Origin of the sequence: Pseudomonas sp. Leaf58, from assembly GCF_003627215.1 — a bacterium.
In the GTDB taxonomy this organism is placed as follows: domain Bacteria; phylum Pseudomonadota; class Gammaproteobacteria; order Pseudomonadales; family Pseudomonadaceae; genus Aquipseudomonas.
Map to the genome: position 1 here is coordinate 3,226,145 of NZ_CP032677.1, position 26,170 is coordinate 3,252,314.

At 62.9% G+C, this 26,170-nt stretch carries 16 protein-coding genes; 6 read left to right on the forward strand and 10 right to left on the reverse strand.

Annotated elements, in window-relative coordinates:
- Nucleotides 1–183 precede the first annotated feature (183 nt).
- Nucleotides 184–2,700 (reverse strand): UvrD-helicase domain-containing protein, encoded by a 2,517-nt coding sequence (locus DV532_RS14965; protein WP_056802492.1) that lies wholly within the window; start codon nt 2,698–2,700, stop codon nt 184–186.
- A 176-nt stretch (nt 2,701–2,876) separates the two neighbouring features.
- Here DV532_RS14965 and DV532_RS14970 point away from each other — a divergent pair, with 176 nt between their 5' ends.
- Entirely contained in the window at nt 2,877–3,575 is a 699-nt protein-coding gene (locus tag DV532_RS14970; RefSeq protein WP_056802494.1) for a pirin family protein, read from the forward strand.
- Nucleotides 3,576–3,745: 170 nt separating this feature from the next.
- On the opposite strand, the gene DV532_RS14975 is transcribed toward DV532_RS14970, so the two are convergent.
- The 7 genes from DV532_RS14975 to DV532_RS15005 all read right to left on the reverse strand — a co-directional run bounded on the left by DV532_RS14975 (nt 3,746) and on the right by DV532_RS15005 (nt 9,340).
- Nucleotides 3,746–4,645 carry a transporter gene (locus DV532_RS14975; RefSeq protein WP_056802496.1) on the reverse strand — a complete coding sequence of 300 codons (900 nt, stop codon included), beginning with the start codon at nt 4,643–4,645 and terminating at the stop codon, nt 3,746–3,748.
- Nucleotides 4,646–4,722: 77 nt separating this feature from the next.
- On the reverse strand, nt 4,723–5,784 hold the full coding sequence (locus DV532_RS14980; protein ID WP_056802499.1) for an NADH:ubiquinone reductase (Na(+)-transporting) subunit F: 1,062 nt from the start codon (nt 5,782–5,784) through the stop codon (nt 4,723–4,725).
- Between the two features lie 11 nt (nt 5,785–5,795).
- Entirely contained in the window at nt 5,796–6,155 is a 360-nt protein-coding gene (locus tag DV532_RS14985) for a phenol hydroxylase subunit P4 (RefSeq protein ID WP_056802502.1), read from the reverse strand.
- Nucleotides 6,156–6,219: 64 nt separating this feature from the next.
- A complete protein-coding gene (locus DV532_RS14990; RefSeq protein ID WP_056802505.1) occupies nt 6,220–7,734 on the reverse strand; it encodes an aromatic/alkene/methane monooxygenase hydroxylase/oxygenase subunit alpha in 1,515 nt (504 codons plus the stop codon).
- Between the two features lie 31 nt (nt 7,735–7,765).
- Nucleotides 7,766–8,035, reverse strand: a complete 270-nt coding sequence (locus DV532_RS14995; RefSeq protein ID WP_056802508.1) for an MmoB/DmpM family protein — start codon at nt 8,033–8,035, stop codon at nt 7,766–7,768.
- Nucleotides 8,032–9,027: an aromatic/alkene monooxygenase hydroxylase subunit beta gene (locus tag DV532_RS15000; protein ID WP_056802511.1), complete on the reverse strand. Its 996-nt coding sequence runs from the start codon at nt 9,025–9,027 to the stop codon at nt 8,032–8,034. The genes DV532_RS14995 and DV532_RS15000 overlap by 4 nt, the downstream gene beginning before the upstream one ends.
- A gap of 55 nt (nt 9,028–9,082) precedes the next feature.
- A complete protein-coding gene (locus tag DV532_RS15005) occupies nt 9,083–9,340 on the reverse strand; it encodes a phenol hydroxylase subunit (protein WP_056802518.1) in 258 nt (85 codons plus the stop codon).
- Nucleotides 9,341–9,710: 370 nt separating this feature from the next.
- Here DV532_RS15005 and DV532_RS15010 point away from each other — a divergent pair, with 370 nt between their 5' ends.
- Together DV532_RS15010 and catA are read left to right on the forward strand one after the other, a co-directional pair.
- Entirely contained in the window at nt 9,711–11,399 is a 1,689-nt protein-coding gene (locus DV532_RS15010) for a sigma-54-dependent Fis family transcriptional regulator (RefSeq protein WP_056802520.1), read from the forward strand.
- Between the two features lie 167 nt (nt 11,400–11,566).
- Nucleotides 11,567–12,466 carry a catechol 1,2-dioxygenase gene (catA, locus tag DV532_RS15015; protein ID WP_056802523.1) on the forward strand — a complete coding sequence of 300 codons (900 nt, stop codon included), beginning with the start codon at nt 11,567–11,569 and terminating at the stop codon, nt 12,464–12,466.
- A gap of 135 nt (nt 12,467–12,601) precedes the next feature.
- Here the strand turns inward: catA and DV532_RS15020 are convergent, their stop codons facing one another.
- Nucleotides 12,602–13,096 (reverse strand): isochorismatase family protein, encoded by a 495-nt coding sequence (locus DV532_RS15020; RefSeq protein WP_056802527.1) that lies wholly within the window; start codon nt 13,094–13,096, stop codon nt 12,602–12,604.
- A 473-nt stretch (nt 13,097–13,569) separates the two neighbouring features.
- Here DV532_RS15020 and DV532_RS15025 point away from each other — a divergent pair, with 473 nt between their 5' ends.
- From DV532_RS15025 to DV532_RS15035, 3 genes are read left to right on the forward strand one after another with little or no spacing between them, the layout of a single operon-like run.
- Nucleotides 13,570–14,313, forward strand: a complete 744-nt coding sequence (locus DV532_RS15025; protein WP_372340001.1) for a hypothetical protein — start codon at nt 13,570–13,572, stop codon at nt 14,311–14,313.
- Nucleotides 14,310–15,011 carry an ATP-binding cassette domain-containing protein gene (locus DV532_RS15030; RefSeq protein ID WP_056802532.1) on the forward strand — a complete coding sequence of 234 codons (702 nt, stop codon included), beginning with the start codon at nt 14,310–14,312 and terminating at the stop codon, nt 15,009–15,011. Before DV532_RS15025 ends, DV532_RS15030 begins: the two co-directional genes overlap by 4 nt.
- Nucleotides 15,012–15,053: 42 nt before the next feature.
- Nucleotides 15,054–15,350, forward strand: a complete 297-nt coding sequence (locus tag DV532_RS15035) for a chorismate mutase (protein ID WP_056802535.1) — start codon at nt 15,054–15,056, stop codon at nt 15,348–15,350.
- A 56-nt stretch (nt 15,351–15,406) separates the two neighbouring features.
- On the opposite strand, the gene DV532_RS15040 is transcribed toward DV532_RS15035, so the two are convergent.
- Nucleotides 15,407–26,170, reverse strand: a complete 10,764-nt coding sequence (locus DV532_RS15040; protein ID WP_056802538.1) for a peroxidase family protein — start codon at nt 26,168–26,170, stop codon at nt 15,407–15,409.

The window sequence follows — 26,170 nt, forward strand, 5'->3', positions numbered from 1 at the left end:
TACGCTTCCTGACTTGTAGCCTGGTACAACCACACCAGGCCGAATACGCCGCTGGCCCCTTCGAATCCTGTCGCCAGCGGCAACTCTTGCGCCGGGCCATGCAGCGCTCCGACACGTTACCTTGGCGCAACCTCAGGCACACCACTGGCCCGTCACCGACCGTGACTTAACCGTCACCGACCCTCACTGCCCGCGCAGGTCCTCGAAGAACGCCTGCTTGCCATCCACCTGGCTAGACGCCCGCGGTGCTGCAGCGGCCTCGCCGTTGGCGGCCTCGACATACCAGTAACAGTGCTGCACCGCACGCGTGACTGCCACGTAGGCTAGGCGCTGCACTTCTTCCTTTTGTGCGGTATCGAACGGCTGGGCATCACCGGCCTTGCCCAGCCCAGCCTGGCGGTACACTTGGTTCTTGTAGGGCGAGCTGGTCAGGTACTGGCAGTCGCCGAGCATGAACACCGCGTCAGCCTGCAAGCCCTTGGCACTGTGGTAGGTGAGTTGCCGCAGCCGACGCTGCTCAGCGGGCAATGCCGCCTCGGCGTGCAGCACGTTTTGCAGGTGCTCGTTCATCAATGCCCGGTCGCTGCCCTTGCGGTACAGCATCATCACCGTCTCGCCTCGCTGATAGTGCTCGAACAGCGTTTCACCCAAGGCGGCTTCGTCACGGTCGAACACTTTGACCGGCGAGCCGGGCAATTCGGCCGCTGGGCCACTGGCCCGGGCTTTTTTGCCGGCAATTGCCGGGGTGCCCTTGACCAAGTGCTCGGCCGCGTCGATCACCTGCTGTTGGCAACGGTAGTTGTCCACCAGCATCACCCGCGTGTTGGCCGGCGACGGGAAAGCCTTGGTGAACTCCATGAAGTATTTGGGCGAACTGCCACGCCAACCGTAGATCGACTGCCAATCGTCGCCCACGCACATCAGCGAGGAATGCTGGGCATGGCGCCCGGTGTGCATGGCCGGGCCGCGCCGGCGGATCTCGGCAAGGCTGGCGCGCAGCCAGCTGACGATCTGCGGCGACACGTCCTGGAATTCGTCGATCATCAGATGCGCCAGTGGCCGCAGCAACGGGTCGGGCAGCAGTTGCAGGTTTTCCGGGTTGTTCTCGCTGAACAGGGCGAACATGCGGTTGTAGCTCATCACCGGTGGCGACTGGTCCAGCAGGTGCGTCTCCAGGGCCTTCCAGTACAGGGCCAGGGCCTCGAAGAACAGCGCGTCGCTGTCGCCGGACGGGAAGCTCATCGCCGCCACGGCAGTGTTCACGTCCAAGCCAAGGTTTTCGATGAAGTTGGCCGCGCCGACAAAGGCATCCAGCAGCGGCGCCGGGGCCAGTTCACCCTTTACCTTGTATTCAAAGCCCGGGCCGGCCACGGCATCACCGGCCAGCGAGGCTGCCAGGCGCCGGGCCATGGCGTAGTTGTCCAGCCAGATCAGCGGCTTGTCGCAGAAGGCCTGCAACAGGGTGCGCTTCACCGCCCATTCGGCGCGCACCGCCAGCTTGGCGCCGGGGCGCTGGTACTGCGCGCTTTCCGCCGGGTCGAAGCCCAGCACCAGCAACGGCCCCTGGCCGGCCAGGCGACCATGCACATGAAAGCGGCTGCCACGGATCTCGACGGTGTCGCGGCACGGTTCGATGCCTTTGATCGGCCAGGCGCCGGCCGCGAACCACAGGTCTTCGATCACGTCGCACAGCTCTTCGTCGCGCTGGGCCGCCAGCTGGGTCACCTGCGCACGTTTCTGCACATCGGGGTTATTGGGGTCGAGCGGCTTTAGTTGCAGGGCTTCGCTGCGCAGCAGGCCGACCAGCTCGGCGAAGCGTGGGCTGGCGCCCAGCAAGCTGCTGTAGCAGTGGTTCAGTTGCTGGCGCTGGGCGTCGTTCAGGCGCAGGTCGAACGGGTTGCTGTCGGCCTCCGCCTCGCGCCCGGCAGGCATCTCGTTGCCCAGGGTTTCGAACGCACGCACCTGGCCAAAGCCCGGCAGGCTGCGCACCAGCGGCAGGATGCGCGAATGGAAGGTGCGCACCAGCTCGCGTGCCTGCTGCGGTTGCAGGTTGATCTGCCACAGAGTGAACACGTGCAGCAGGCGCTTGATGAAGTCCTTGCGCGACTCGCGGGTGAAGGTGACCACGGTCATCGCGTCCAGCTCGTAGCCCAGGTAATGGCGCAACAACAGGATGCGCAGCACCAGTGAAGTGGACTTGCCGGCGCCGGCCCCGGCCACCACGCAGGTAGACGGCGTGTCGCTGAAAATCAGCTTCCATTGCGCGGCGCTGGGCTGCGCCTCGGCGGGCAGGCGCTGGGCGACATCGGCCTTGAAGCGCTTTTTTAGCTCGCTACTCAAAGGCAGGCGCCAGTCATCGAACAACTTGTCGTCCTGGCCCGGCACCGCGGCAGTGTCGGGGCGGGTATCGCGAATCACCAGTACCTGGCGCCCAGCCTCGTAGCCCTCCACCCGCCCGCGCTCGAACCCTTCACGTATACCATCGGCGAGGCCACTGCGCTGGCCGGTGGCGTGGCCGAGAAACCAGGAGTCACGGTGCTGGGCCTGCAGGCGGGTCAGGCCCCGGCCCAGCAAGCGGGCGGCCAGGCGGCGAAACCAGGGCAACTGGGCAGGAGGGGTAAGGTCGGCGGGGGCCAGGGGTTGCTCGTGGGCCACGGTCACTCCGTTGATGTACAAAATCAGCGGGCATGTTCGCTGCATCGACAAAAAATCGCCAGCGAATGCTTGCAGATCAGTGCATTAGGCGATGAAACGGAGGAAAACTCTCCACCGTTAAACATCTATTTTACTGATTATTTTAAGCCGATATTTACGCTTATTTTCGATGTTTTGTTAGCGCATCATGGCGTCATTCCACTGATTCAAGGAGCACGACCATGCTGCAACTGCGACCCTTCGAAAGCCTCGGCCACGCCAACCACGGCTGGCTCGATGCCCACCACCATTTCTCGTTTGCCGAGTACTACGACCCAGCGCGCATGCACTGGGGCAACCTGCGGGTCTGGAACGACGACCTGATCGCTGCCGGCAGCGGCTTCCCGCCGCACCCGCACCGCGACATGGAGATCATCACCTATGTACGTGAAGGTGCGATCACCCACCAGGACAGCCTGGGTAATAAAGGCCGTACCGAGGCCGGTGATGTACAGGTAATGAGCGCCGGCAGCGGCATTGTGCACAGCGAGTACAACCTGGAAGACGTCGACACGCGCATCTTCCAGATTTGGATCGTGCCAGAGCGCACCGGTGAAGCACCGCAGTGGGGCACCCGGCCGTTCCCCAAAGGTGAGCGTGGCGAAGGCTTCGTGACCCTGGCCAGCGGCCGCGCGGGTGACAAAGACAGCCTGCAGATTCGCACCGATGCCCGCCTGGTGGCTGCCACCTTGCGTGCTGGGGAAACCGCCGAGTACCGCTTCGATGCTGCACGCCGGGGTTACTTGGTGCCGGCCAAGGGGCTGGTGGAGGTCAACGGCCTGCGCGCCAATGCTCGCGACGGCGTGGCAATCGAGCAGGAAGCAGTCCTGCGAGTGACGGCTATTGAAGACAGCGAGATCGTGCTGGTGGATGTGGCCTGATCACTGTTGGCCTTGATAGCGCGTAATACCTGTAGGCGCAGCCTTGTGTCGCGATCGGGCCGCCCAGCGGCCCCAGCAATATAAGCAGCATGGCTGAAAGAAAGGGGCCGCATTGCGGCCCGATCGCGACACAAGGCCGCTCCCACAGGGGTATGCGTTCGCCCCGCAATCTAGAACGGTAAGGTCAGCTTGAGCCAGTAGGCATCACCCTGGGCGCGGTTGCGCACTTCGGTTTCCTTCGACCATTTCGCCGTCACGAACCACCCCCCCTCACCGCTGTATTTAATCGACGGGCCGATGGCAAAGCTACGTCCTTTATTGTCTTCAATACGCTCACCGCCCTGGTGGTCGTCGGTCGTCTGCCGGTAGTAATACCCCCCTACCCCCAACACCCAGCCATTGCCCAGCCCCCACCCCACCGCATAGTCCACATGAAACTCCTGACCCGAGCGGTAATCGGTGGCCGGGTTGCGCCGGTTGAAGTCGTACATCACCTTGGCATCCAGGTTGAGCCCGGCCGGGTCAATGTAACTCATCGCGTACACCGGCTCGAACACCCAGTAGTTGCGCCCAGGGTTGGCCAGGTCAGCCTTGTCGTAGCGGCCGGTGGGGGCAATCATGTCGAAGGCCAGGATGCTGTGGAACTTGTCGCTGTGGTGAAAACCCAGCGCCGGGCCGAAGATCACGTCGCCCAGGCCGCTGTTGTGCTGCGACTGGCCATTGAGCGAAACCTTGATGTCCACCAGCGGCACGATCGCATGCAGTGCCAAGCTGCCGCCCAGCACCGTGTAGTCACTCACCCAGATCAGCCGCGGCACGACGGCGTTGGCGCGCACACGCAAGTCCACCGGCAGTTTGCGCCCATCGTTGCCACGCAGGTTGTCAGCTTCGTAGTGATTGACGAACAACTGGCCATAGAAGCCCGGCGGCGGCATGGCGCCGGACAGGTAGTTCTCGGCACCCAGCGGGTAGGAGGTGCCGCCCCCTTCGGTGGCATGGGACAGGTTGGCTGTGCCGAACAGCGTGGCACACACGCCAAGGCGGAGCAGGTTCGCAAGGGTCGGGGTCATCGGGTCAACCTTTGTTGTTGTTATCGGTCGGGTGCACGCCGGCCCCCACGTGATCGGGGCGCCGGGCGTGAAGCGGCTCAGATGCGCTTGAACAGGGCCGAACGCTGGCCTTCGGTAGCGCCATCGGCGGCGCTGTAGAAACGCTCCATGAAGATGTCGCGCTCGAACAGGCGGCCCTGCATCAGGCAGGTGATGGCCGCATCGATCATCGGTGGCGGGCCGCACAGGTAGGCTTTGTGGCCATTGAAGCGGCCATCGAAATACTGCCTGGCTGCGTCATGCACGTAGCCGCGCACCCCCTGCCATTGCGGGTCCTCGGCGGCCTGGCTGAGGGCCGGCACATAGCTGAAGTTGGCGTAGCGGTCGGCCAACGCCTCGAACAGCTCGCGGTTATACAGCTCGGCACGGGTGCGAGCGCCCTGAAACAGGGTGATGCGCCGGGTGTCGCCACGCGCCAGCAGGTCGAGGATCATCGACTGCGGGCTGGACAACCCCGAGCCACCGGCGATGAAGATCAAGTCACCCGGCTGCGAGCTGCGCACGAAGAACTGCCCGTATGGGCCGGACAGCTCCAGCGTATCGCCAACCTTGAGCTGCTGGTGGATGTGCCCGGTGGCCACGCCACCTTCCAGCAGGCGCACGTGCAGCTCCACCTCGTCGGGCCGCTGTGGCGGGTTGGCCAGGGAGAACGCGCGGGTGCCTTCGATGCCCGCCAGTTGCAAGTTCACGTACTGCCCGGCCTGGAAGGCCATTGGCCGGTCGAGCTTGAGGTGAACGCCGCGTATGGTCGGCGACAGTTCCACCAGTTGGGTGACCACGGCGCGGTAGTCTTGTACTGGCAGGCCAGCGAAGTCCGGGTCGACATCGATGTCGGCCTCGATCACCAGATCGCTCTGCGGGATGGCGCAGCAGGCCAGTACCTTGCCCTCGTCGCGTTCCATGTCCATCAGCGCGAATGACGAAGCAGCGCCCAGGTCGACCTCGCCTTCGAGCACCTGGCACTTGCAGGTGGCACAAGTGCCGTGGCCGCAGGCAAACGGCAGCCACACGCCCTGGCGCAAGGCGGCCTCAAGGATGGTCTGGCCCTCCTCCACTTCAATCTGTTCGCCGGTGGGTTCGATGGTGACTTGATAGCTCATGGCGGCATTCCTCAGTTATGGCTGCCGCCCAGGCCTTCGAGGCCAGGGGTGTGCAGGTGCAGCAGGCTCTTGTGGGCAACACCGTTGGCGGCCAGGCCACGGGCCAGGTCGGGGCTGAACGGCTGCTCGTCGAGGCGCCAGCGGGCAGCGGCGAAGTCGACCTGGGCGGCATCCGGGTGCAGGGCAATGGCCGGCTTGACCACCTGCTCGATGAAGGCGGCGAAGGGTTGCTCCGGGTCCACCGGCAGGGTGAACGGTGCGCAGAACAGCAAGTGGTTTTCCCAGCACAGGTACACCAGCTGGGCACCGTGGAAGTTGGCCTGGCGGTCCAGGGGCTGGGCGGTATAGGCGCCGATAGCGGTCACGGGCATGGCAATGTTCCTCTTGTTCTTGTAAGGCCAGGGCGCGGCAACGGCGCCCTGAGGGTTCAACGGCTCAGACCGCCTTGCGTTCGGCACCGTGCAGCGCTTGCCAGCGTTGCTGCTCGGGTGAGCCCTGGTACTCGAAGTTGTCCTGCCCCGGGGTGATGTTGTAGTAGTCGCGCACCACTGCTTCGACATCGCCACCACCACAGTTGCCCTGCAGGATCTGGTGCACCGGTAGCCAAGCTTGCACGTACTTTTCCGGTTCGAAGGCGAAGATGTCGCAGCAGCCATCGGAGCAGAAGTGATAACGCTCGCTTTCATGCACCAGACTGCGGTGGCTCAACTGCGTGGGCGCATCCGGCTCGGTGAAGGCCAGCGGGATCTGGCAGACCTGGCACAGCATCGGCAGCGTCGGGTTGTAGAAGCGCTCGCCGCGCGCCTGCAGTTCGCGCCAGTGCTCGTAGCGGGGCCGGTAGTAGCGGTCGAAGGTGTCCGGGTACTTGGCCGACAGCCAGTCCAGTTCCTCGTCGGTGGGAATCCAGGTGTGGAAGTTGGTGGCCTGGCTGTACTGGTAGAAGATCGACCAGGCCTGGTGGCTGATGTGTTCCTTGCCGATGGTGGTCTGCTCCACGTACTTCGGCGGGCGGATGCCGTAGCGTTCCAAGTCCTTGAACAACGCACCTCCGGCTTGCTCGAAGTACACCTCCCAGGCTTCGGCCCAAGACATCACCTTGTTCGGCAACATGTAGTCCATCATCATCCCGACCAGCGTCAGCAACCGGTAGCCGCGCCAGAACCACTTGTCGATCCAACGCTGCACGATAGGCACGTTGTCCTCGTGCTGCTCAAGCAGGAACTTGATCACCTCCAGGCCCAGGGTCATGTGCCGGGCCTCGTCAGACTGCGCCGAGAAGCCGAAGGTGACCGTAGCCATGTCGCCATTGAATGCGGCGCCAGACATGAACGGCACGAACAGCAGGTTGGTCAGCACGTACTCGAACGAGAACGAGATGGCGGTGAGGAATTCGAACGGGCCGGCCGTGCGCGCGTCCTCGAAGAACGACTTGGGCACCGACAGGAACCACACCCGGTCGTGCATGTGGGCAAAGTCATGCAGGCCATTGAAGTGTTTGTTGTAGTGACTCATGGCGTGCACCTGGGTCTGCACGTGACGCAGCTCGTCGATGGCCTGCATCTGGCAGGCCACCCGCGCACCGGCCCCGCCAAAGTGCCGGCCAACCCGGGCGAAGCCCTGGTAGGCCTGGTACTCCAGGGGCGTGACACCGCTCAAGAACAGCTTCAGGGCGTTGACGTAGCGGGCGTCGGAAATGTTCTGGTGGCCGTTGTTCTGGGCAAAGGCATCAAAGATCGCGTACAGCTTCTTCTCTTTCTCGGCCTGGTATTTCCAGTAGGCGTCCATGGTCAGGCGGAACGGGTCTTCCCACTTGTCCCAGTCGGTGATCTTGATGCCTTCGAACCGCTCGTAGGGGTAGATGGCGTCTTTGCTCTGATAGCTCGGCTCCCAGCCCAGGTCACGGGTCAGGCAGCGATACTTGTCTTTCTGGTTGAGGCGCTTGGCGGCCATGGTGGTCTCCGGGTTCTTGTCGTTGTGCGGATCAGTTCCAGTGCAGGGCGAAGCAGTCTTCGTCTTCCTCGACGTTGCCGCCGAGGGTGATCACGTCGATCAGCATTTCCTGCACGTCCCATTCACGGCCAAGCTTTTCTTCCACCGTGGCACGGTGGATTTCCAGGCGCCCTTCGGCCTGCACGCGGATCATCGCCGGCTGGTGCTGCACTTGGGCGTGGGGGTTGTCCTGGGTGATGGCCTCGACGATGTAGCGGGCGCTGTCGTTGTCCTGGAAGGCGATGTAGACGAGGGAAGTCATGCGGCATCTCCACTGAGGCCGAGTTTTTTCAGGCGTGCGCCAAAAGCGCTGTCAATGGCATCCAGCGCATCGCGGCCGGGGCCAACCTCGGCCAGCGGCAGCAGCGCTTGCACGGCGCGGCTGCGCCATTGGCTGACCCAACCCTCGACCAGCTGGCGGTTGTGCGGGCTTTCGGCAACGGCGGTCTTGACCAGCGCATCGACCCAGCGCTGGCTCTCGGCGAACCACAGGCGCATGAACTCGGTGAGCATGCCCACCTGCCCTGCCCCGACGGCCATCAGCTGTGCGTCGAAGTGCTCGAACAGCAGCGGGTACAACAAACCGTCGCTGACCAGGTTCTGCGCCAGGCTCAGCTCGAACCAGTCGTGTATGACCAGGCTGTCCTCGACATAGCGGCGCAACCCTTGCCAGGCCGGTTCGTCCAGCCAGCGCTGCTTGGCCTCGGCCAGCAGTGCCAGGCCGTCGTCCTCCAGCAGCAGGCCGATGCGCGACAGGTACTGGGCAATGGCCAGGCGGTCCATGGCGTGGAACATGTGCATCTGGGTGACGCTGGTACCGAAGGCGTCGGCGGCGATGCCGCTGTTGTTCATGTTGGCGCCCAGTTCGGCGTGGCGCAGCGGCAGCAGCAGGCGTGCGATCAAGGTGCGCGTTTCAGCTGGCAGGCTGGCCAGCAGCTCCCGCTTTTCGCAGAAGGCAAAGCTGTGCTCGGCGTTTTCCTGCATACGCGCCCGGGCCTGCACGTAGGTCCCGTAGTAGTACTGGCGCGGGTCGCTGACGACGTACCAATCGGCCATCTGCACGGCGGTGCGGCTGGGGTCGTTGAGCAGCTTGTCGGGCTGCCACAGCGGGCGGTAGTGGAAGTTGCTCGCGGCTTCGATGTCGAAGCTGGCTTCCTGGTAACGGCTGGCTGGCTTGTCACCGAAACGGCGGCGGGTGTGGCTGAAGGTCTGGCGGATCGGCTCGACCGTGGCCGTCTTGATCTCGATACTCATGCAAGGCGTCCTGTACTTGTTGTTGTGGGGATTCAACGCGCCGGCAAACAGCGCTTCATTCGTCCTCGTCGCAGCTTTCGCCATAGCGCCACTTCTGCATGTCGGCATCGACGGCGGCGGCCATCGCGGCATCCATGTGGCGGACCCGGTTGCTGGCGCAGAAGCTGGCGAAGGCTGTGCGCGGCAGGACCAGTTCGACGAACAGGTCCGGGTAACCAATGGCAAAGTCGAACTCGACAAAGGCGGCGTCCGGCTCGCTGCGTACGCGGACGTAGCGCGGCATCTGCTCGAAGGGTGTGGTGGCTGGGGGCATGCGTGGGTGCTCCGGTGGGACGTGCCAAGGGCTAGAGCAACGGCTGTGCCAGGTGCTGGAAAAACGCCAAAAACACTGATAACTAATTGTTTTTGAAGTGTTTTAAATTTTCCAGCAGTTGACCGAGCCTGGCTGAGCCGGCGCGCCGCAGGCCGCCCGATTGATCATTTGCGCAATCGGCCCAGGGCGCTTCGAGCAAATGGCGAACAAGGCCGGCGATTGACTTTTGCGCCGCTTTCAGGCGCTTTAGAAAAAGAGCGACCCGAGCCTTGCCTGCAGCGCCGCGGTCGCCCCGGCGTGCCAATACCCACTTTGCCTGAGCGGGCGCACGCCGCCTCCCCATACAATTACAAGCAAGGGGCGCAAGCGAATGATTACCCAGTACAGGGCGCCGGAACCTGCACCGGCGCTGAAAGACCTTACCGAACGGGTGCGGTTCCTCGGTACCGAAGGCAAGATCTGGCTGGACGAGCAGCGCATGCTACTGGTGCAGGCCGCGACCATGGCCAGCATGCGCCGCGAGCTGATCGAAATGCTCGGCGTGGAGCGGGCCAAGGGCTTTTTCCTGCGCCTGGGCTACCAGTCGGGGCTCAAGGACGCCGAACTGGCACGCAAGCTGCGCCCCAATGGCAACCCGGTGGAGATGTTCTTCATCGGCCCGCAGTTGCACTCGCTCAAGGGCATGGTCAAGGTGCGCCCGCTGCAGCTGGAAATCGACCTGGACAACGGCCACTTCTACGCAGACATCGAGTGGCAGGACTCCTTCGAGGTGGAAAACTGCCAGTCCGAAGCCCTGCATTCCGAGCAGCCGGTGTGCTGGATGCTGCTTGGCTACGCGATCAGCTACAGCTCGTTCTTCCTCGGCCGCCAGGTACTGTACAAGGAAGTCAGCTGCCGCGGCTGCGGTGGCAACGAATGCCGTATCATCGGCAAGCCGGTGGAGCAATGGGACGACGCCGAGACCTTCCTGCGCTACTTCCAGAGCGACCCGGTGATCGATGAGCTGCAATCGCTGCAGGTGCAGGTGGCCAACCTGCGCCAGCGCCTGCAATACGAGTCGGGGCAGTTCTACGGCATCGGCCAGTCGGCGGTGTATCGGCGTTGTTGCGCACTGACCGACAAAGTGGCCCCGGGCAAGGCGTCGGTGCTGCTGCTGGGTGAAACCGGGGTCGGCAAGGAGGTAATCGCGCGCAGCCTGCACCTGCGCAGCGAGCGCGCAGGCGCAGCGTTCGTGGCCCTGAACTGCGCGACCATCCCGCCCGACCTGATCGAGGCCGAGCTGTTCGGCGTCGAGAAAGGCGCCTACACCGGCGCCCAGCAGGCGCGCATGGGCCGCTTCGAGCGGGCCAACGGCGGCACCCTGTTCCTCGATGAAATCGTCGAGCTAACCCCGCGTGCCCAGGCCAGCCTGTTGCGCGTGCTGCAGGAGGGCGAGCTGGAACGGGTGGGTGACAGCCGCACGCGGCCAGTGGATGTGCGGGTGATCGCCGCCACCCACGAAAACCTCGAACAGGCTGTCAAGGACGGGCGTTTTCGCGCCGACCTGTTCTACCGGTTGAACGTGTTCCCGGTGCATATCCCGGCGCTGCGCGAGCGCCGCGAAGACATCCCGCTGCTGATCGAACACTTCCTCGGCCGGCTGCACCAAAGCTATGGCAAGAAAACCCGTGGCCTCAGCGACCGGGCCTTGCAGGTGTGCCTGCAGTACGACTGGCCGGGCAACATCCGCGAACTGGAAAACCTCATGGAGCGCGGTGTGATCATCACCGACGAGAACCAGAGCATCGGCCTGGATGCGCTGTTCCCGCATACACCACCGGCCATCGACAGCATCGGTTTGGGCAGCGATGGCCGGCTGGTGGCGACCAGCGATCAGGCAGCACCTGGCTGGGTAGCGCAAATTCTCGACAGCGGCACCGGCCTGGATGCCGTCGAAGAGGCGCTGATTCAGCAAGCCATGCAGCGCTGTGGGCAGAACGTTTCCGAGGCCGCGCGCCTGCTCGGCATGACCCGACCGGCCCTCGCCTACCGGTTGAAGAAAGCGCCCGACAAGCCTTGAGCATTTGCGCAATGGCCTGGCTGCGGGTTGATCAAATGATCGAACACGCGCCCGCTGCCGCCGGCCAGCAAAATACAAAATCCTTTTATATCAACTAGTTATGAACATGGCACCGCATTTGCTCAAGGCCCTGCACCGCAATAACAACAACGACCGGTGAGGCAACCATGACTGTAGCGATTTCCCACTCCCCCGCAGTACAAGCCTTCTTCGCGAAAGCAGCTGGCATTGGCAACGACCAGGGCAACCCGCGCTTGAAGCAGATCGTGCTGCGCATACTGCAGGACAGCGCCAAGCTGATCGAAGACCTGGCGATCAGCGACGACGAATTCTGGCAGGCGGTCGACTACCTCAACCGCCTTGGCAGCCGCAGCGAGGCCGGCCTGCTGATGGCGGGGCTTGGCCTGGAGCACTTCCTCGACCTGCTCAGCGATGCCCGCGACAGCCAGGCCGGGAATAACGGTGGCACACCACGTACCATCGAAGGCCCGCTGTATGTGGCCGGCGCGCCGTTGTGCGCAGGCGAGGCACGGCTGGACGATGGTCGCGACCCGGGCCGACCGATGCTGCTCGAAGGCCAGGTGCTGGACCTGGCTGGCAAGCCGCTGGCCGGGGCTATCGTCGACGTGTGGCACGCCAATACCCAAGGCCTGTATTCCTACTTCGATTCAAGCCAATCGGACTACAACCTGCGCCGCCGTATCGTCACCGACGCCCAGGGCCGCTACCGCGCCCACAGCATCGTCCCCAGCGGCTATGGCTGCCCGGCCGACGGCCCCACCCAGGCCTGCCTGGACCAGTTGGGCCGGCACGGCCAGCGCCCAGCGCACATCCACTTCTTCGTCAGTGCACCGGGGTACCGGCACCTGACCACGCAGATCAACCTGGCGGGTGACGAGTACCTGTGGGATGACTTTGCCCACGCTACCCGCGACGGGTTGGTGGGCGAGGTGCAGCAGCTCGAGGGCGGTGTGGCGCGGGTGGTGTTCGACTTCTGTCTGCAGCCGGCGGCACATGCGGATGATGAGCAACGCAGCCAGCGGCCGCGGGCTTTGCAGACGGTTTGAGATTGCCGGGGCTGCTTTGCAGCCCTTTCGCGACACAAGGCCGCTCCTACCGTTGGCGATTACCCAGCCCGTTGGGTTGCGCCGGTGTTCGCGGGCACGTCCGCGCCTTCGTCCGCCACATGACCGCAAAGTGGGTTACATGTGCTGACCTTGCGCAGCCAGTTCGGCAAGCACCTCGGCCGAGGTGGTGACCTGGCGAAAGTGATGCTGCCAAAGCTCGATGCCCAGCTTGCCCGACCTGTCCAGCGAAGACCCTACCGTCATGTCAGTGACCAAGGTGGGCATCAGCCCCGCATCGAACAGGGCAAAACCGGCGGCCAGCACACAGGTTTCGGTCTGCAGCCCGCACACCAGCACCCGCTCCGCACCCAGTTGCCGGATGTACGCGATGGCCTCGGCGCTCTGCCCGTAGCCATGCTTGACGAACACCTGGTCGGCTTCGACCAGGCTCTCGTCGTCCGCCGCCGGGTGCCAGCCGAGCTGGCGCTCGAACGGCGTGGCCTGTTCATCGTGCAACGCCACCGAGGCAACGGTGGGGATGTTGGCCGACAACCGGCGCAGGCCATCGACCAACCACTCGGGCGGGCTGAAGGTGGACTGGACATCGACGATGAGCAAAACCTGGCGCATGGGCGGATTCCGGTGCTGGCAAAAGGCGCTGAGTATAACGTGATCTCGTCTCGCGAACGGCGCCAGGTTATCGCCCTATACCTCTACCCGACCGGGCCTGCGCAGGACTGAAGGCTGCGGACAAAAAAAGAAACATTTCTCGGGCAGTCATAGTTTTAAACAGCCCATTCGCAACTGCTGAGATCATTTACAGAGTAAACGACATAAAAAGCCCCACAGTTTACAGAGGCTCCCGATCGTGGCACCTCAGAGGGCAGATGCATGTCGGAATTATCTTTAGGAATACCCTTACAAACAATCCACCGCCTATAAACACCACCGCGCTTATTTCCTCGAAACGCCAAATAGAGCCTGTTGACACCGATTAATCCAAACCCTAAAAATTTCACACCCTCGCAACCCGTAGAGACATCAAGGGGGAGAAAACAACCACATCCCTCATCAATAACAAAAAAAGGTGCCCAATGACCGCCATCCGCCGACAGCACACCTTACGAATAGTAAAAATCTGGAACATCTCCAGAATCTTGATAAAAGAACACTTGCAGGAACCTACAGCACTCCTCTGGACCGGCCTGGCACCCTGCCTGATGTTCATGATCGTGACTTCCAACTACCCAGCCGCCAACCAGGCGTACCGAGCCAATGCAGCATGGTTTTACGCTTACATCGCCGCAAATGTCGCTTTTTTCGGCCTTAGCTTCTATCTGATCGGCCGTCGAGAAAGCGGTTTCATCCGCTCGTTCATTTATCAGCGCAACGCGATCTTCTTGTTCCTTTTCTCACACGCCACCAGTTACACGGTGATCAGCCTTATTTACTGCAGCGTATTCTACCTCACGACCAAACCACTCTATGGCGAGTACTCATTTGGGGAGTACCTGCAGTTAACAACCTGCTTTTACACCAGCTACCTCATATTTTCCTGCATAGGCCTCATCATAGCGGCACTTCCTATTAAGTTCAGTACCGCCGGCACGCTATTTTCACTGATGTCCTTCCTAATGCTCGCTTCCGGCTATGCCGGGTCTATGCATGGCCACGGCAGTTATCCCTGGTTCAATCTTATCAACCCGCTGTACCTCACCACCCAAATTGTCAACGGCGCTTTGCCCTTACTCCCCAGCTTCATTGCAGCATTGGCAGCTTCCACCGCCGGGTTGCTGCTAACAGCGAAATATTTCCGCATCCAGCCCATTTGGAGCCGATACTCATGAGTATTCTGACGCTGACCAATATTGGCTTCTCTTATAATAAAGAACCGTTCCTGGATAACGTATCTTTCCACTTAGCCAGGGGTGAGGTACTCGGAATCCTAGGGCGCAACGGCGCCGGTAAAACAACACTGTTCGACCTGATCTGCGCATTGAGAAAGCCTTGCCGTGGCGAAATCAATAATGCCTCCCACCGCCAGGTGTATCTCACGCAGGTACTAACGCCTCCGCCTTCTTTGCGGATGTCAGAAGCGGCCGGCCTGGTTGCCCAGCTGAACGCACCTCGTGTGCCCGGCCACGCCGAACTTGTCTCTCGGCTGTCTGGGTGGTCGCTATCACTAGGCCGACGCTACGCTGAAATCTCACAGAAAAAAGTGTCCACCTGCAGCTATGGCGAGATTCGCAGCTATTTCACGCTGACGCTGCTACTGCTGGACAGCGACCTGATCATCCTCGACGAACCTACCGCCGGTGTAGACCCCGAATTCCGGCACTACATTTGGCTCGGAATCAGCAGCGCCTGCAAGGAAGGTGCAAGCGTGCTGGTCTCATCCCATTACACGCAAGAAATCGTCGCACACTGCAATCGGTTTTACATGCTTGCGCAGGGGCAACTCGAAGCCTTTGAAAGTGGTAATCAGTTTCTGACCCGTTACCAGGCTACGTCACTTGATGATGCGTTCATCAACGCCGCCCTGTAATTCTTCGCTATAGTGGGGGGCCTTTAACAAGGAGCCTCACACATGGACGTACGCTGCACCTCGATCGATGACGTTCGCACACGCATCGATCTCATCGACCAACGCCTGGTTGCCCTGCTCGCCCAGCGTGGCCAGCTGGTGGCCCAGGCGGCCGCGTTCAAGCAGACCACCGACGACGTGCGCGCACCGGCGCGGGTCGAGCAGGTGATTGCCAAGGTACGGGGTATTGCTGGGGAAACGGGGGCTTCGCCAGAGGTAGTGGAGCGGGTGTATCGGGCGATGATCGCGGCGTTCATCGACGAAGAGTTGAAGGTGCATGCCAGGTTAGCGGGTAAATAAACAGGGGCCGCTTTGCGACCCCTGCATTTCAAGCCAACCGCTTATCCCTCAGGCCCTCAACCTGCCAGGATGAAGTCCGCCGCGGTCACCGTGGTTGCATCCGCCACCCCCACCAGGCGGATGGAGTCGGCAGCGCCAATGCTGACCAGCGTATCCGCGCCGACATCGGCGATGGTGACGCTGGCCGCAAAGGTGGCTGCGGTGATGTTGAGGGCGCTGATATCCAGCCGATCCTGGCCACCCGCGGCGATAGCATCGAAGTTGATGATGAAGTCGTTACCGAAACCAGCGGCGAACAGGAATACATCGTTGCCGTCAGTTGCCATCATCGTGTCATTACCAGCACCGCCCGTGACGGTATCGTTACCCGCCGCACCGTTGAGGAAGTCATTGCCAGCACCACCGAGCAAGGTGTCGCTGCCAACGTCACCAAACAGCGTGTCGTTGCCATCACCGCCCTCCAGCGTGTCGTTGCCGTTGCCGCCGTCCAGGCTGTCATCGCCGGCCCCACCGAGCAAGTTGTCGTTGCCAGCGTCACCGCGCAAGGTGTCGTTGCCGACACCGCCGTCGAGGGTATCGTTACCACCGCCGCCGTTCAGGGTGTCGGTACCCACGCCACCGAACAGCTGGTCATCGCCAGCATCGCCGTTGAGGGTATCGTTGCCAGCATTGCCGTTGAGGGTGTCGTTGCCACCGTCACCATTGAGCGTGTCGTTGCCTGCCGCGCCGTTGATGATATTGGCCAGGCCGTTACCCGTACCGGTGAAGTTGCCCGCGCCGGTATAGGTCAAGGTCTCGACGTTGCCGGCCAAGGTGTAGTTGGCCAGCGTGGTCTGCACGGTGTCCGTGCCCGCCCCGTTGGCCTCGACCACCACATCCCCGGCGTTATCCACCACGTAGATGTCGTTACCCACGCCACCCACCAGGCGGTCGGCACCTGCACCGCCGTTGAGCAGGTCGTTGGCGGCGCCACCGGTTATGGTATTGGCCAGAGCGTTACCGGTACCGGTAAAGGCGCTGCTGCCGGTGTAGGTCAGGTTTTCGACGTTGGCACCCAAGGTGTAGCTGGCCAGGCTGGTCTGCACCTGGTCGGTACCGCCGTTCAGTGCTTCTGTCACCGTGTCGCCGAGGTTGTCGACCACGAAGGTGTCGTCGCCGGCACCGCCGATCATGGCATCCGCGCCAAGCCCGCCGTTGAGGGTGTCGTTGCCGTCGCCACCGTCGAGCGTGTCAGGGTCGTCGCCCCCATTGAGGACGTCGTTGCCTACCCCGCCGAACAGTTGGTCGGCACCGCCCAGGCCATTGAGCGTGTCGTTGCCACCCAAGCCCGAGATTACGTCGTTGCCCGCGCCACCGGTGAGGGTGTTGGCACCGTTGGTACCCACCAGCACCACGCCCGGTGTCGGCACCACGGCCGTAGTCGCAGCGGAGGTGAGCGACTCCAGGGTGCCAAAGCCGTCGGTGTAGCGCACGACCACCCGCAGCTGTTGGTTGCCCTGGGCAAAGCCAGGGGTAAAGGTCGCTGCGGTAGCGCCGACAATGTCGGCGAAGACGCCGCCAGTGCCCTGCTGCCATTGGAAGCTGAAGGCGCCCAAGCCGTCCAGGTCGGCAATGCTGCCGGTTTGCGCGGTCAACGTCTGGCCCTGGTTGGGTGTGGTGTCGCTGATCAACACACTACCGGTCGGCGCATCGTTGACGTTGGCCACCGGGTCGAGGATGTCTGAGGCGATGCTTTCCTGCACGCCAAAGTCATCCACGTAGCTGACCACCACCCGCATGTTCTGCCCCACTTGCGCCTGGGTTAGCACGAAGGTGCTGTTGATAGCGCCGGCAATGTTGACCCAACCTACCCCGCGGTTGGACTGCCACTGGAAGGTGAACTGCGGGTTGCTCAGGCCGTCGGCGTCGACGATGGTCGCCGGGTTGGCGCTGAGCGTCTGGTTCTGCCTCAGCAACCCGGTAACGGTCGGCCCAGCGCTTGGCGCACTGTTGGCCGACGAATCGACGATTTCCAGCGTGCCTTTGGCGTCCTGATACACCCCGCGTACGCGGATGCTGAGGCCGGCCACATCGTCGGTCACCCGGTAGGTGCTGCCGATGGCCCGTGACACTTCGCCGGCGGCAACGAAGGTGATGTCTTCGTACACCCCAGAGCCCGGCAGGCGTTCGACCTGCCAGTAGTAGGCCATCGGGCCATTGACGGCGCCGTTGGCATTGGCCGCGCTGGCGTTGTCGGCATCGTGCACCGCCAGGTTGGTGACCTTCAGCAGTTGCCCGCTGACCGGTGTGTCGTCACGCACGCCGCTGGCAGCGTCGAGGATCACCAGGTGGCCCGCCGGGCCTGCGTTAACCGCCGTACCCACGCCGGAGGCCACTGAGGTGTCAGAGAACTGCAGGCGCTCGATACCGGTAAGGTGGTCGACGCCATCCCGCCCGGCCACCCGGTCGGTAACGGTCACCGAGTTGCCATCGACCACCACGTCGTAGTCGCTGGCCACCCCCGAGAACAGCGCCGTGTCGTAGTTGTCGGTGCCGCTGAGGATCTCGCGGATGATCACCAGCTGGCCTGGGTTGTAAGTGCCATTGAGCATCAGTGGCACCATCGGCTCCATGCTATTGAAACTGGCGATTTCCGGGCCGCTGCCGTCGTGGTTGGCGCGTACGCTGATACGCACGTTCAACCACTTGTCACCGTCCAGGATATCGTCACCGCCCCGCCCTTCGAGCAGGTCACTGCCGCTACCGCCCAGGATGATGTTGCCACCATCGTAGAACGTCGCGCCAGCGGCCAGCAGGCTGGACAGCCCATTGATCAGGCTGATGTTGGTTAGCACGCTGCCGTTGGCGCCGGCGGTCGGCAAGCTGGCGGCGTCTGCATTGTCGCCACGCAGGAAGTCACCATGCGCCGACCCCGACAGGCCCTCCATGATGTCGAAGCGCACCAGCGCCGAAGCACCCGAGCCCGGCACCGGCGGCACATCGAAGAAGCGGTCGCTGTAGTCGATGGTCACGCCTTGGGCCAGGTCCTTGAAGGTTGCCCAGTCGTAGCCTGAGCCACCGATGTAGCGGTCACCGAAGCCCAGGCTGCCGACCATGATGTCGTCGCCGCCTTCACCGTTGAACTTGTCGTTCTCGTTGCCACCGATGAACACGTCGTTGCCGATGATCGGGTCGTTGCCGAGCGGGTCGAAGTTGTCGCCAGGTGCACCGTCCGAGGTGCCCTTCTCGATCCAGTCGTCACCTTCGTTGCCCATGTCCTGCTCGTTGGCCTTGCTGCCCAGGATAAAGTCGTTGCCCTGGCCGCCAATGGCTTCGGAGGCATCCTCACCGGTGACGATGAAGTCGTTGCCGAAACCGCCAATGATCAGGTTGACGCCATTACCGCCGTGCAGCACATCGTTGCCGTCGCCACCCTGGATATTGTCGTCACCGCCCATGTCGCTGATGATGTCATCGCCGGCACCACCGCGCAGCTGGTCGTTGCCGTCGCCGCCCTCGATGCGGTCATTGCCAGCATCGCCCCAAACCGTGTCGTCACCCTCGCTGGACACCAGGATGTCGTCACCGTTGGTACCGCCCAGCACGATGTGCTCGGTACCGGCATAACGGAGGTAGTTGCTGTCTGGGCCAACCGTCAGCGGGCTGTCACGGAACACCACCTGCTGGCCGTTTTCGCCCAGCGGGTCAGCGTTGCCCAGGCCGTCGTTGTACTGCTTGCTCCTGTCCACTTCCAGGTAGAAGCCAGGGTCGGAGAAGACCAGGCCCGGCAGGTGGGTGGCCGAGGTGTTAGCCATGATCAGCTTGGCGAACGAGTTGCTTTCCAGCTCGGCGTTCATCGAGAGGCCGGCGGTGCGCTCCAGGTAGTAGAAGCGGTCGCCGTCCTGCAGTTTCTCCATCTGGTTCTCGAACACGAAGTTGAAGGTGGTGCCGAGCATGCCGCCGAACGGGGTTTTCTCCTCGGCCAGGCCGCCGATCCACAGGTCGATGGCATCGACACCGGTGATGGTCACCCCCTTCAGGTCATCGGCGTTGCCCAGCACGCCATCCTTGCCGGCCAGGGTCTTGTTGGCCCAGGCACCGCTGCTGTTGAGGAAGTCCAGGCGATCGATTGGCGCACCATCGCCGCCGAACACCAGGGCCATGGCTGCCGCGCGTTTTTCCAGCAACGTGGTGGCACCGGTGATGGTGCTGTGGGTGCCGTAAGCCGCAATGAAGTTGATCAGCGACTCGGGATGCTTCAGGTGCTGCACCAGGTCGACCCAGCTGGTGTACGGCTTGAGCTGGGTGTCGCCGGTTTGCCCGTAGATATCACGACGCAAGGCGTTCAGCGAGGGGATGCCGACGTCACGGCCACGGGCGATGTTGATGGCCGGCAGGTCCAGCGGCAGGCCGAGCAGGTTGTTGCGCAGCGCCTCAGTGACGAACTCGTCAATTTCGTTACCGGCCTGGCGAGTAACCCCGCGCACGATGGCGCTGGTCGCGTCTTCGGGGGTGACGCCACTGGCGGCATAGGCCAGCGGGTTGAGGAACGCCGCGATCAGCCCCAGTTGCTGCTCGGGGTTGGCGCTTGCCGGGTCCTTGATGACGTTGAAGTCGATGTCGAAGCGGTCGACAGTCTCGGTCAACATCGAGTGGCCGAAGCGGTACACAGTGTGGGCGAACTCGGCCACGATAGATGCATCGAGGTCGACGTCGTACACCTGGGTCGGGGCGAAGAACAGGTCCACCCGTGGTTGCACGGTACGGGCGAACTCCTCGAACACCAGGTGCTGGTACTGCATCTCGGTGCCGAACTTGGCAGCCTGGAACAGCCGCTCGCCGTTCCACACCAGGGCGTTGACCTCGGTCGGGGTGGTTGGCAATGCCGTTACCGGGTTCAGCAGCCACTCGTTGAGGAAGGCCAAGTCTTTAGCGTCCAGCACCGTGTCCATGGTCTGTGCCACCAGCCGGTTGTGCTCGGAGTGGAAGATCGCATGCACGGCGGTCAGGCCGATGTTCTCGTTGACCCGGCCATCACCGGCGATGTAGTGCGCGTCGAGCAGTTCGTTATCGTAGGCCAGGTTGGCCCCCTGCTGGCTCACCGGCACAGCGTTACCCACTTCGGTGCCGGCGTCTGGCACCAGTACGCCACCACTGAACACCGGCACGGCATTGTGGGCGATGTCAGCAAGGAACTGGTGGCCGGTGCGCACCGCGTCTGCGAGGTTGATCGGCGCCAGCGGATTGCCTTCTACCTGTTGGTCATCGGCAGTACCGGCGATGCCGTCCACACCTTTCATCACTACCATCGGGTAGCCATGCGGCCCCTTGATGAAGTTGCCATAGGCGTCGGTGGCCAGCAGCGGCACGTTGTCGACGTCGGCATCGGTCAGGTTGATGCCGAGCAGGTCGCGGGCCTGAGCCTTGACCACCTTCCAGGTGGCCATGCCGCCGATTTCGTGGTCATCCGCGGTGCCGAACTTGCCATCCGCGCCCAGGTCACGGTTGGTAATCAGCCGGCCGGTGGCGACCGGGCCATGGTCGGTCATCACATAGGCGCGCAAGAACACCTGGTGCGAGGGGTGCGAGCTGTAGGTCTGGTTCTGGTCCACGAAGGGCGTGGTGGTGTTGGTATGCTCGTGAATGTCGTCGGCGTTGCCGAGGATGCCATCAGGCCCAGGCAGGTTGGTGGCACGGGTCACTACCATGAAGTTGGTCGGCGCATTTTCCTTGTACAGCGGGTCGTCCGGCTTCAGCGGGATGTACACCGTACCCGAGCCACCCTTGGTGACCAGGTCCAGGCCATGGTCGAAGAACTGCCCAAAGAAGGTCATCCAGGCGTTGAACGGCGCAGACAGCCCGGCGTCGGCAGCGGTGTTCTCGAACAGGTACACATCGTGGTCGTCATTGGTGCCGAACTGGCCATCCAGGCCTGGGCTGGCGACGACACGCACGCCATCCTTGAGCACGTCGTCACTGCCTTGTGCACCGAAGTCCAGCTTGCCGTTCAGGCCTGGGTCATAGGCGTTGGCATAGGCCGCCGGGTTGTTCGAGGTCTGATCAACGATCAGGTTGCTGATGGTACGCGGTTGCGAGTCGAACACCGCGCCGCTGGTTTGCTGGTACGAAGAGCCGGAGACGGCTGGCGAGCCAGGGCCGAAGAAGCCGGCATCCACGCCCTCGGCCTGGTTGAACACCGGGTCGCTCAAGCGCGGGAACACGTTGTCGGCGGCACCGAACCCGGTGTTGTTGATGCCGTTGAGGTTCATTAGGTTGTTGTTCGACCCATCCACCGCCCGCAGGCCAAGTGGCGCGCGAATGTTGGGGATCAGCGAGAGGATGTCCTGCCCATGGGCATCGGCCTCGGCAATCTTGATTTGCGCCAGGATGAAGTTGAGGTCGGAGCGCACCATGTGCAAACCTGCGCCACCATCAGCGGCATCCACCACCGGCACAGCCGGCGTCGGCACCACGGGCGCGCCCGGCTGCACCAGGCCGGTGGGCTGGGAGAACAGCACTTCGGTGGTGCCATGGTCGTCCTGGTAGATTGCCTTGACCCGCAGGTTCAGGCCGGCCAGGTCTGGTGACACCTTGAACGCGGTGCCGTCGGCACTCTGAAACGCCAGGTCGCCGGCCGGCAGCAGGATAATGTCCTCGAACACACCACTGCCCGGGGTGGCCTCGAACTGCCAGTAGTAGGACACCGAGCTGTTGGCAAGCGTGCCTAGTGGGTTGCCGGCGCTAACGTTGTTGGCATCGCGTACCCCCGCCACGCTCACCGTGAGCATATCGCCAACGGTGATCGCAGCGCCGTTGCCATCGCTGATGATTGGGCGGCCGGTGGGTTGCGCGTTCAGGCCTTCGACCAGCACGCGCTGGCTGTCGGCAAACTGCAGGCGCTCGATGTGCAGCAGGGTATCGACGCCATCACGGCCAGCCACGCTGTCGGTCACGGTCCAGACATCATCAGACGTGTCCAGGGTGCCTTTGTTGTTCTGCGTCACTGTGTACTCGCTTTGCACACCCGAGAACACTGCAGTGTCGAACGCCGCGCCCGCCGTCGAGGTGCCGGGCAGGATTTCCCGCACGGCCTTCAACTGCCCAGGGTTATAGGTGCGGTCGAGCATGAACGGGATCATGTCGACCATGCTGTCGAAGCTGGCGATCTCGGGCCCTGTGTGGTCGACGTCACCGGGTGCGTACACGGCAATGCGCACGTTGAGCCACTTGTCACCATCGATCAGGTCATCGCCACCACGGCCTTCGATCAGGTCACTGCCGTTGCCGCCCAGCAGGATGTTGCCGGTGGCAAAGCCAGTGGTTGGTAACCCGGCGGCCTCCAGGAAATCGCGCAGACCATGGATCAACTCGACGTTGGTCAACGCACTACCAGTAGCGCCGCCGTGGTTGAGGATGGTCACGGCATCGACGTCATCGCCCTTGAGCACATCGGCGAATTTCGACCCGGACACCCCTTCCACTTCGGCAAAGCGGTCGAGGATGGAGGCCGGCGAGGCGCCGACCGGGTTGAATATGCCAGTGTTCTGGTTTGGTGCGTTGCCATGCGGCTGGGCCAGGGCGGCCAAGCTCAGGTCGACGGTGACGCCGACCTGGTCATTCTTGTAGGTCACCCAGTCGAAGCCAGACATACCGTCCATCTTGTCCTGGGCATCGCTGCCAACGAAGATGTCGTCGCCACCTTCGCCGATCATCTCGTCGAAGCCACCGCCACCGACGAAGATGTCGTTGCCGACCACTTCGTCAGCCAGCAGCGGCGCAAAGTTGTCGCCGGGCGCACCGTCCTGGGTACCCTTCTCGATCCAATCGTCACCCTCGTTGCCAGTAGGTGGCAGGTTGGTCTTGGCGCCAAGGATGAAGTCGTCGCCCTGGCCGCCAAAGGTGGTGCTGATGTCTTCGGTGGTGATGATGAAGTCCTGGCCATCGCCGCCCAGGATCAGGTTGCCGACCGCCAGCATGCTGCCGGCGACGATCACGTCGTTACCGGCGTTGCCCTCCAGGCGGTTGTCGCCGAACGAATCGGTGATGATGTCGTCACCTGCGCCGCCCAGTACCGCGTCGTTACCCGCCCCCCCTTCGAGGCGGTCGTTGCCGCCGTCGCCGTACACAGTGTCGTCGCCATCGCCGGAAATGATGATGTCGTCGCTCGCAGTACCGCCCAGCACCACATGGTCTTCACCGGTGTAGTGCAGGTAGTTGGCGTCTGGGCCGACGGTATCGGGGTTGTCGCGGATCACCAACGGTACGATTTCCACGCCGTTGATCTCGATGCCACCCGTTGGGTCTGCCTTGCCGTCTGCGCCCAGGCCAGTGAACTGGTTGGCCTGGTTGACCTCGAGGGTGAAGGTGGGCGTGAGGAACACGGTGTTGGACAGGTGGGTCACATCGGAGTTGGCCATGATCAGCTTGGCGAACGAGTTGTTCTCCAGCTCGGTGCCGAAGTGCATGCCCGCCGTGCGTGACAGGTAGTAGAAGCGGTCGCCGTTTTGCAGGGCTTCCAGCTGGGTTTCGAAAACGAAGTTGAAGCTGGAGCCGAGCATGCCGCCGAACGGCATTTTTTTCTCGGCCAGGCCACCGACCCAGAAATCGATAGCATCCAGGCCGGTAATGGTTACCCCGTTATTGTTGGCCCAGGTACCCGTGCCGTTGAGGAAGGCCAGGCGGTCGGACGGCGCGCCGTCACCGCCGAACACCAAAGCAAAGGCTGCGGCGCGCTTGTCGGCTTCGCTGGCTGCCTGGGTGATGGTGCTGTGGGTACCGTAGGCCGCAATGAAGTTGACCAGCGACGCCGGGTGCTTGAGGTGGTCGGCAAAGTCGACCCAGCTGATGTAAGGCTTGAGTTGGCTGTCGCCAGTTGCGGCATAAAACTCGCGGCGCGCCTCGTTCAGGGTGGGGATACCGGTATCGCGGCCACGGGCGATGTTCAACGCCGGCAGGTCCAGCGGCAGGCCCAGCAAGTTATTGCGCAGCGCCTCGGTGACGAACTCGTCGATCTCGTTGCCGACCTGCCGGGTTACGCCACGGATGATCGCACCGGCTGCCTCGTCTGCGGTGGCGCCGCTTTCGGCGAACGCCAGGGGGTTGAGGAAGGCCGCGATCAAGCCCAGTTGCGGGTCACCGTTGACCGTGTCGAAGGCAGGGTCGAAACGGTCGACGGTTTCGGTCAGCATCGAGTGACCGAAGCGGTACACCACGTGGGCGAACTCGGCGAGGATTGCCGGGTTGATCGAGGTATCGTAGCCATTGGGCGCCAGAAACTCGTCGACCTGCGGCTGGATGGTGCGGGCGAACTCTTCGAAAACCAAATGCTGGTACTGCATTTCGGTGCCGAACTTGGCAGCCTGGAACAGCCGCTCGCCGTCCCATACCAGCGCGGCTATACCGGCGGGCGTGGTGGGGATGGCAGTGACATCAACGATCAGCCACTCATTGAGAAACGCCAGGTCACCTGCGGCCAGCAGGGTGTCCTTGGTTTGCTGCACCAAGCGGTTGTGCTCTGAATGGAACACATGGTGCACAGCGGTGAGGCCGATGTTTTCGTTCACCCGGCCGTCACCGGCGATGTAGTGGGCGTCGAGCAGTTCGTTGTCGTAGGTCAGGTTGCTGCCGCCAGGCCCCGGGGGCTGTGCGTTGCCGACCAAGCTGTCGCCGTCGGGGCGCAGTTCGCCGCCGACGATTACCGGCGCGGCATTGTGGGCAATGTCATCGAGGAAGCCATGCCCGGTGCTCACGGCATTGGCCAGGCTGATAGGCGCTGCGCGGTTGCCTTCGACCAGGGTAGTGACGTCGTCGGCGGTACCGGCGACGCCATCCTGGCCGTTGTTCACACGCATCACCACCTGTGGCATGCCGTTGGGCCCACGCAGGAAGTTGCCGTAGGCATCGGTGGCCAGCAGCGGCACGCTGTGCACATCGGCATCGGTAAGGTTGATGCCCAGCAGGTCGCGGGCCTGGGCCTTGACCACCGCCCAGGTGGCCATGCCGCCGCTTTCGCTATTGCCATCATCACTGGTGCCAAACTTGCCATCGATGCCCAGGTCGCGGTTGGTTATCAACCGGCCAGTGGCTACGGGGTCGCCTGCGGCGTTGAGCGTGTACTCGCGCAAGAACACTTGGTGCGAGGGGTGAGAGCTGTAGGTCTGGCTCTGGTCGACGAACGGCGAGGTGGTATTGGGCTGGCCATCGTCGGCGGTGCCCACCACGCCGTCGGCGCCGGCGGTGCGCACGGCGCGTGGCAGCACCATGAAGTTGGTCTGGCTGTTGGCGTCGTACAGCGGGTCATCCCGGTTCAGCGGGATGAACACGATCTCGTTGCTGTTCTTGGTGACCAAGTCCAGGCCGTGGTCGAAGAACTGGCCGAAGAACGTCATCCATGCGTTGAAGCTGGCGGTCAGGCCGACGTCAGGCGAGACGTTGGGGATGAAGAACACTTCGGTGTCGTCATCCGTGCCGAACACCCCATCGATACCTGGGCTGATCACCGGGGCGGCGCCGCCGTTGGCCTCGACGGCGGCCGGGTTGTGCGCGGTCTGGTCAACGATCAGGTTGCTGATGGTGCGCGGTTGCGCATCGACAACGGTGCCAGGGCTACCGTAGTTGGCGCGGTAAGAAGCGTCGAGCAAGCGCAGGAAAGCGTTGTCGGCGGCACCGAACTCACTCTGCCCGTTCACCAGGTTGTTGTAGCTGCCGTCCACGGTGCGCAGGCCGAATGGCACCTGGCTGTTGGGCAGCAGGTCGAGCAGGCTGGCGCCAGCGGCATGGGCTTCGGCGATGAAAATCTGCTTGAGAATGAACTCCAGGTCCGCCTTGCTGAAATTGGCCAT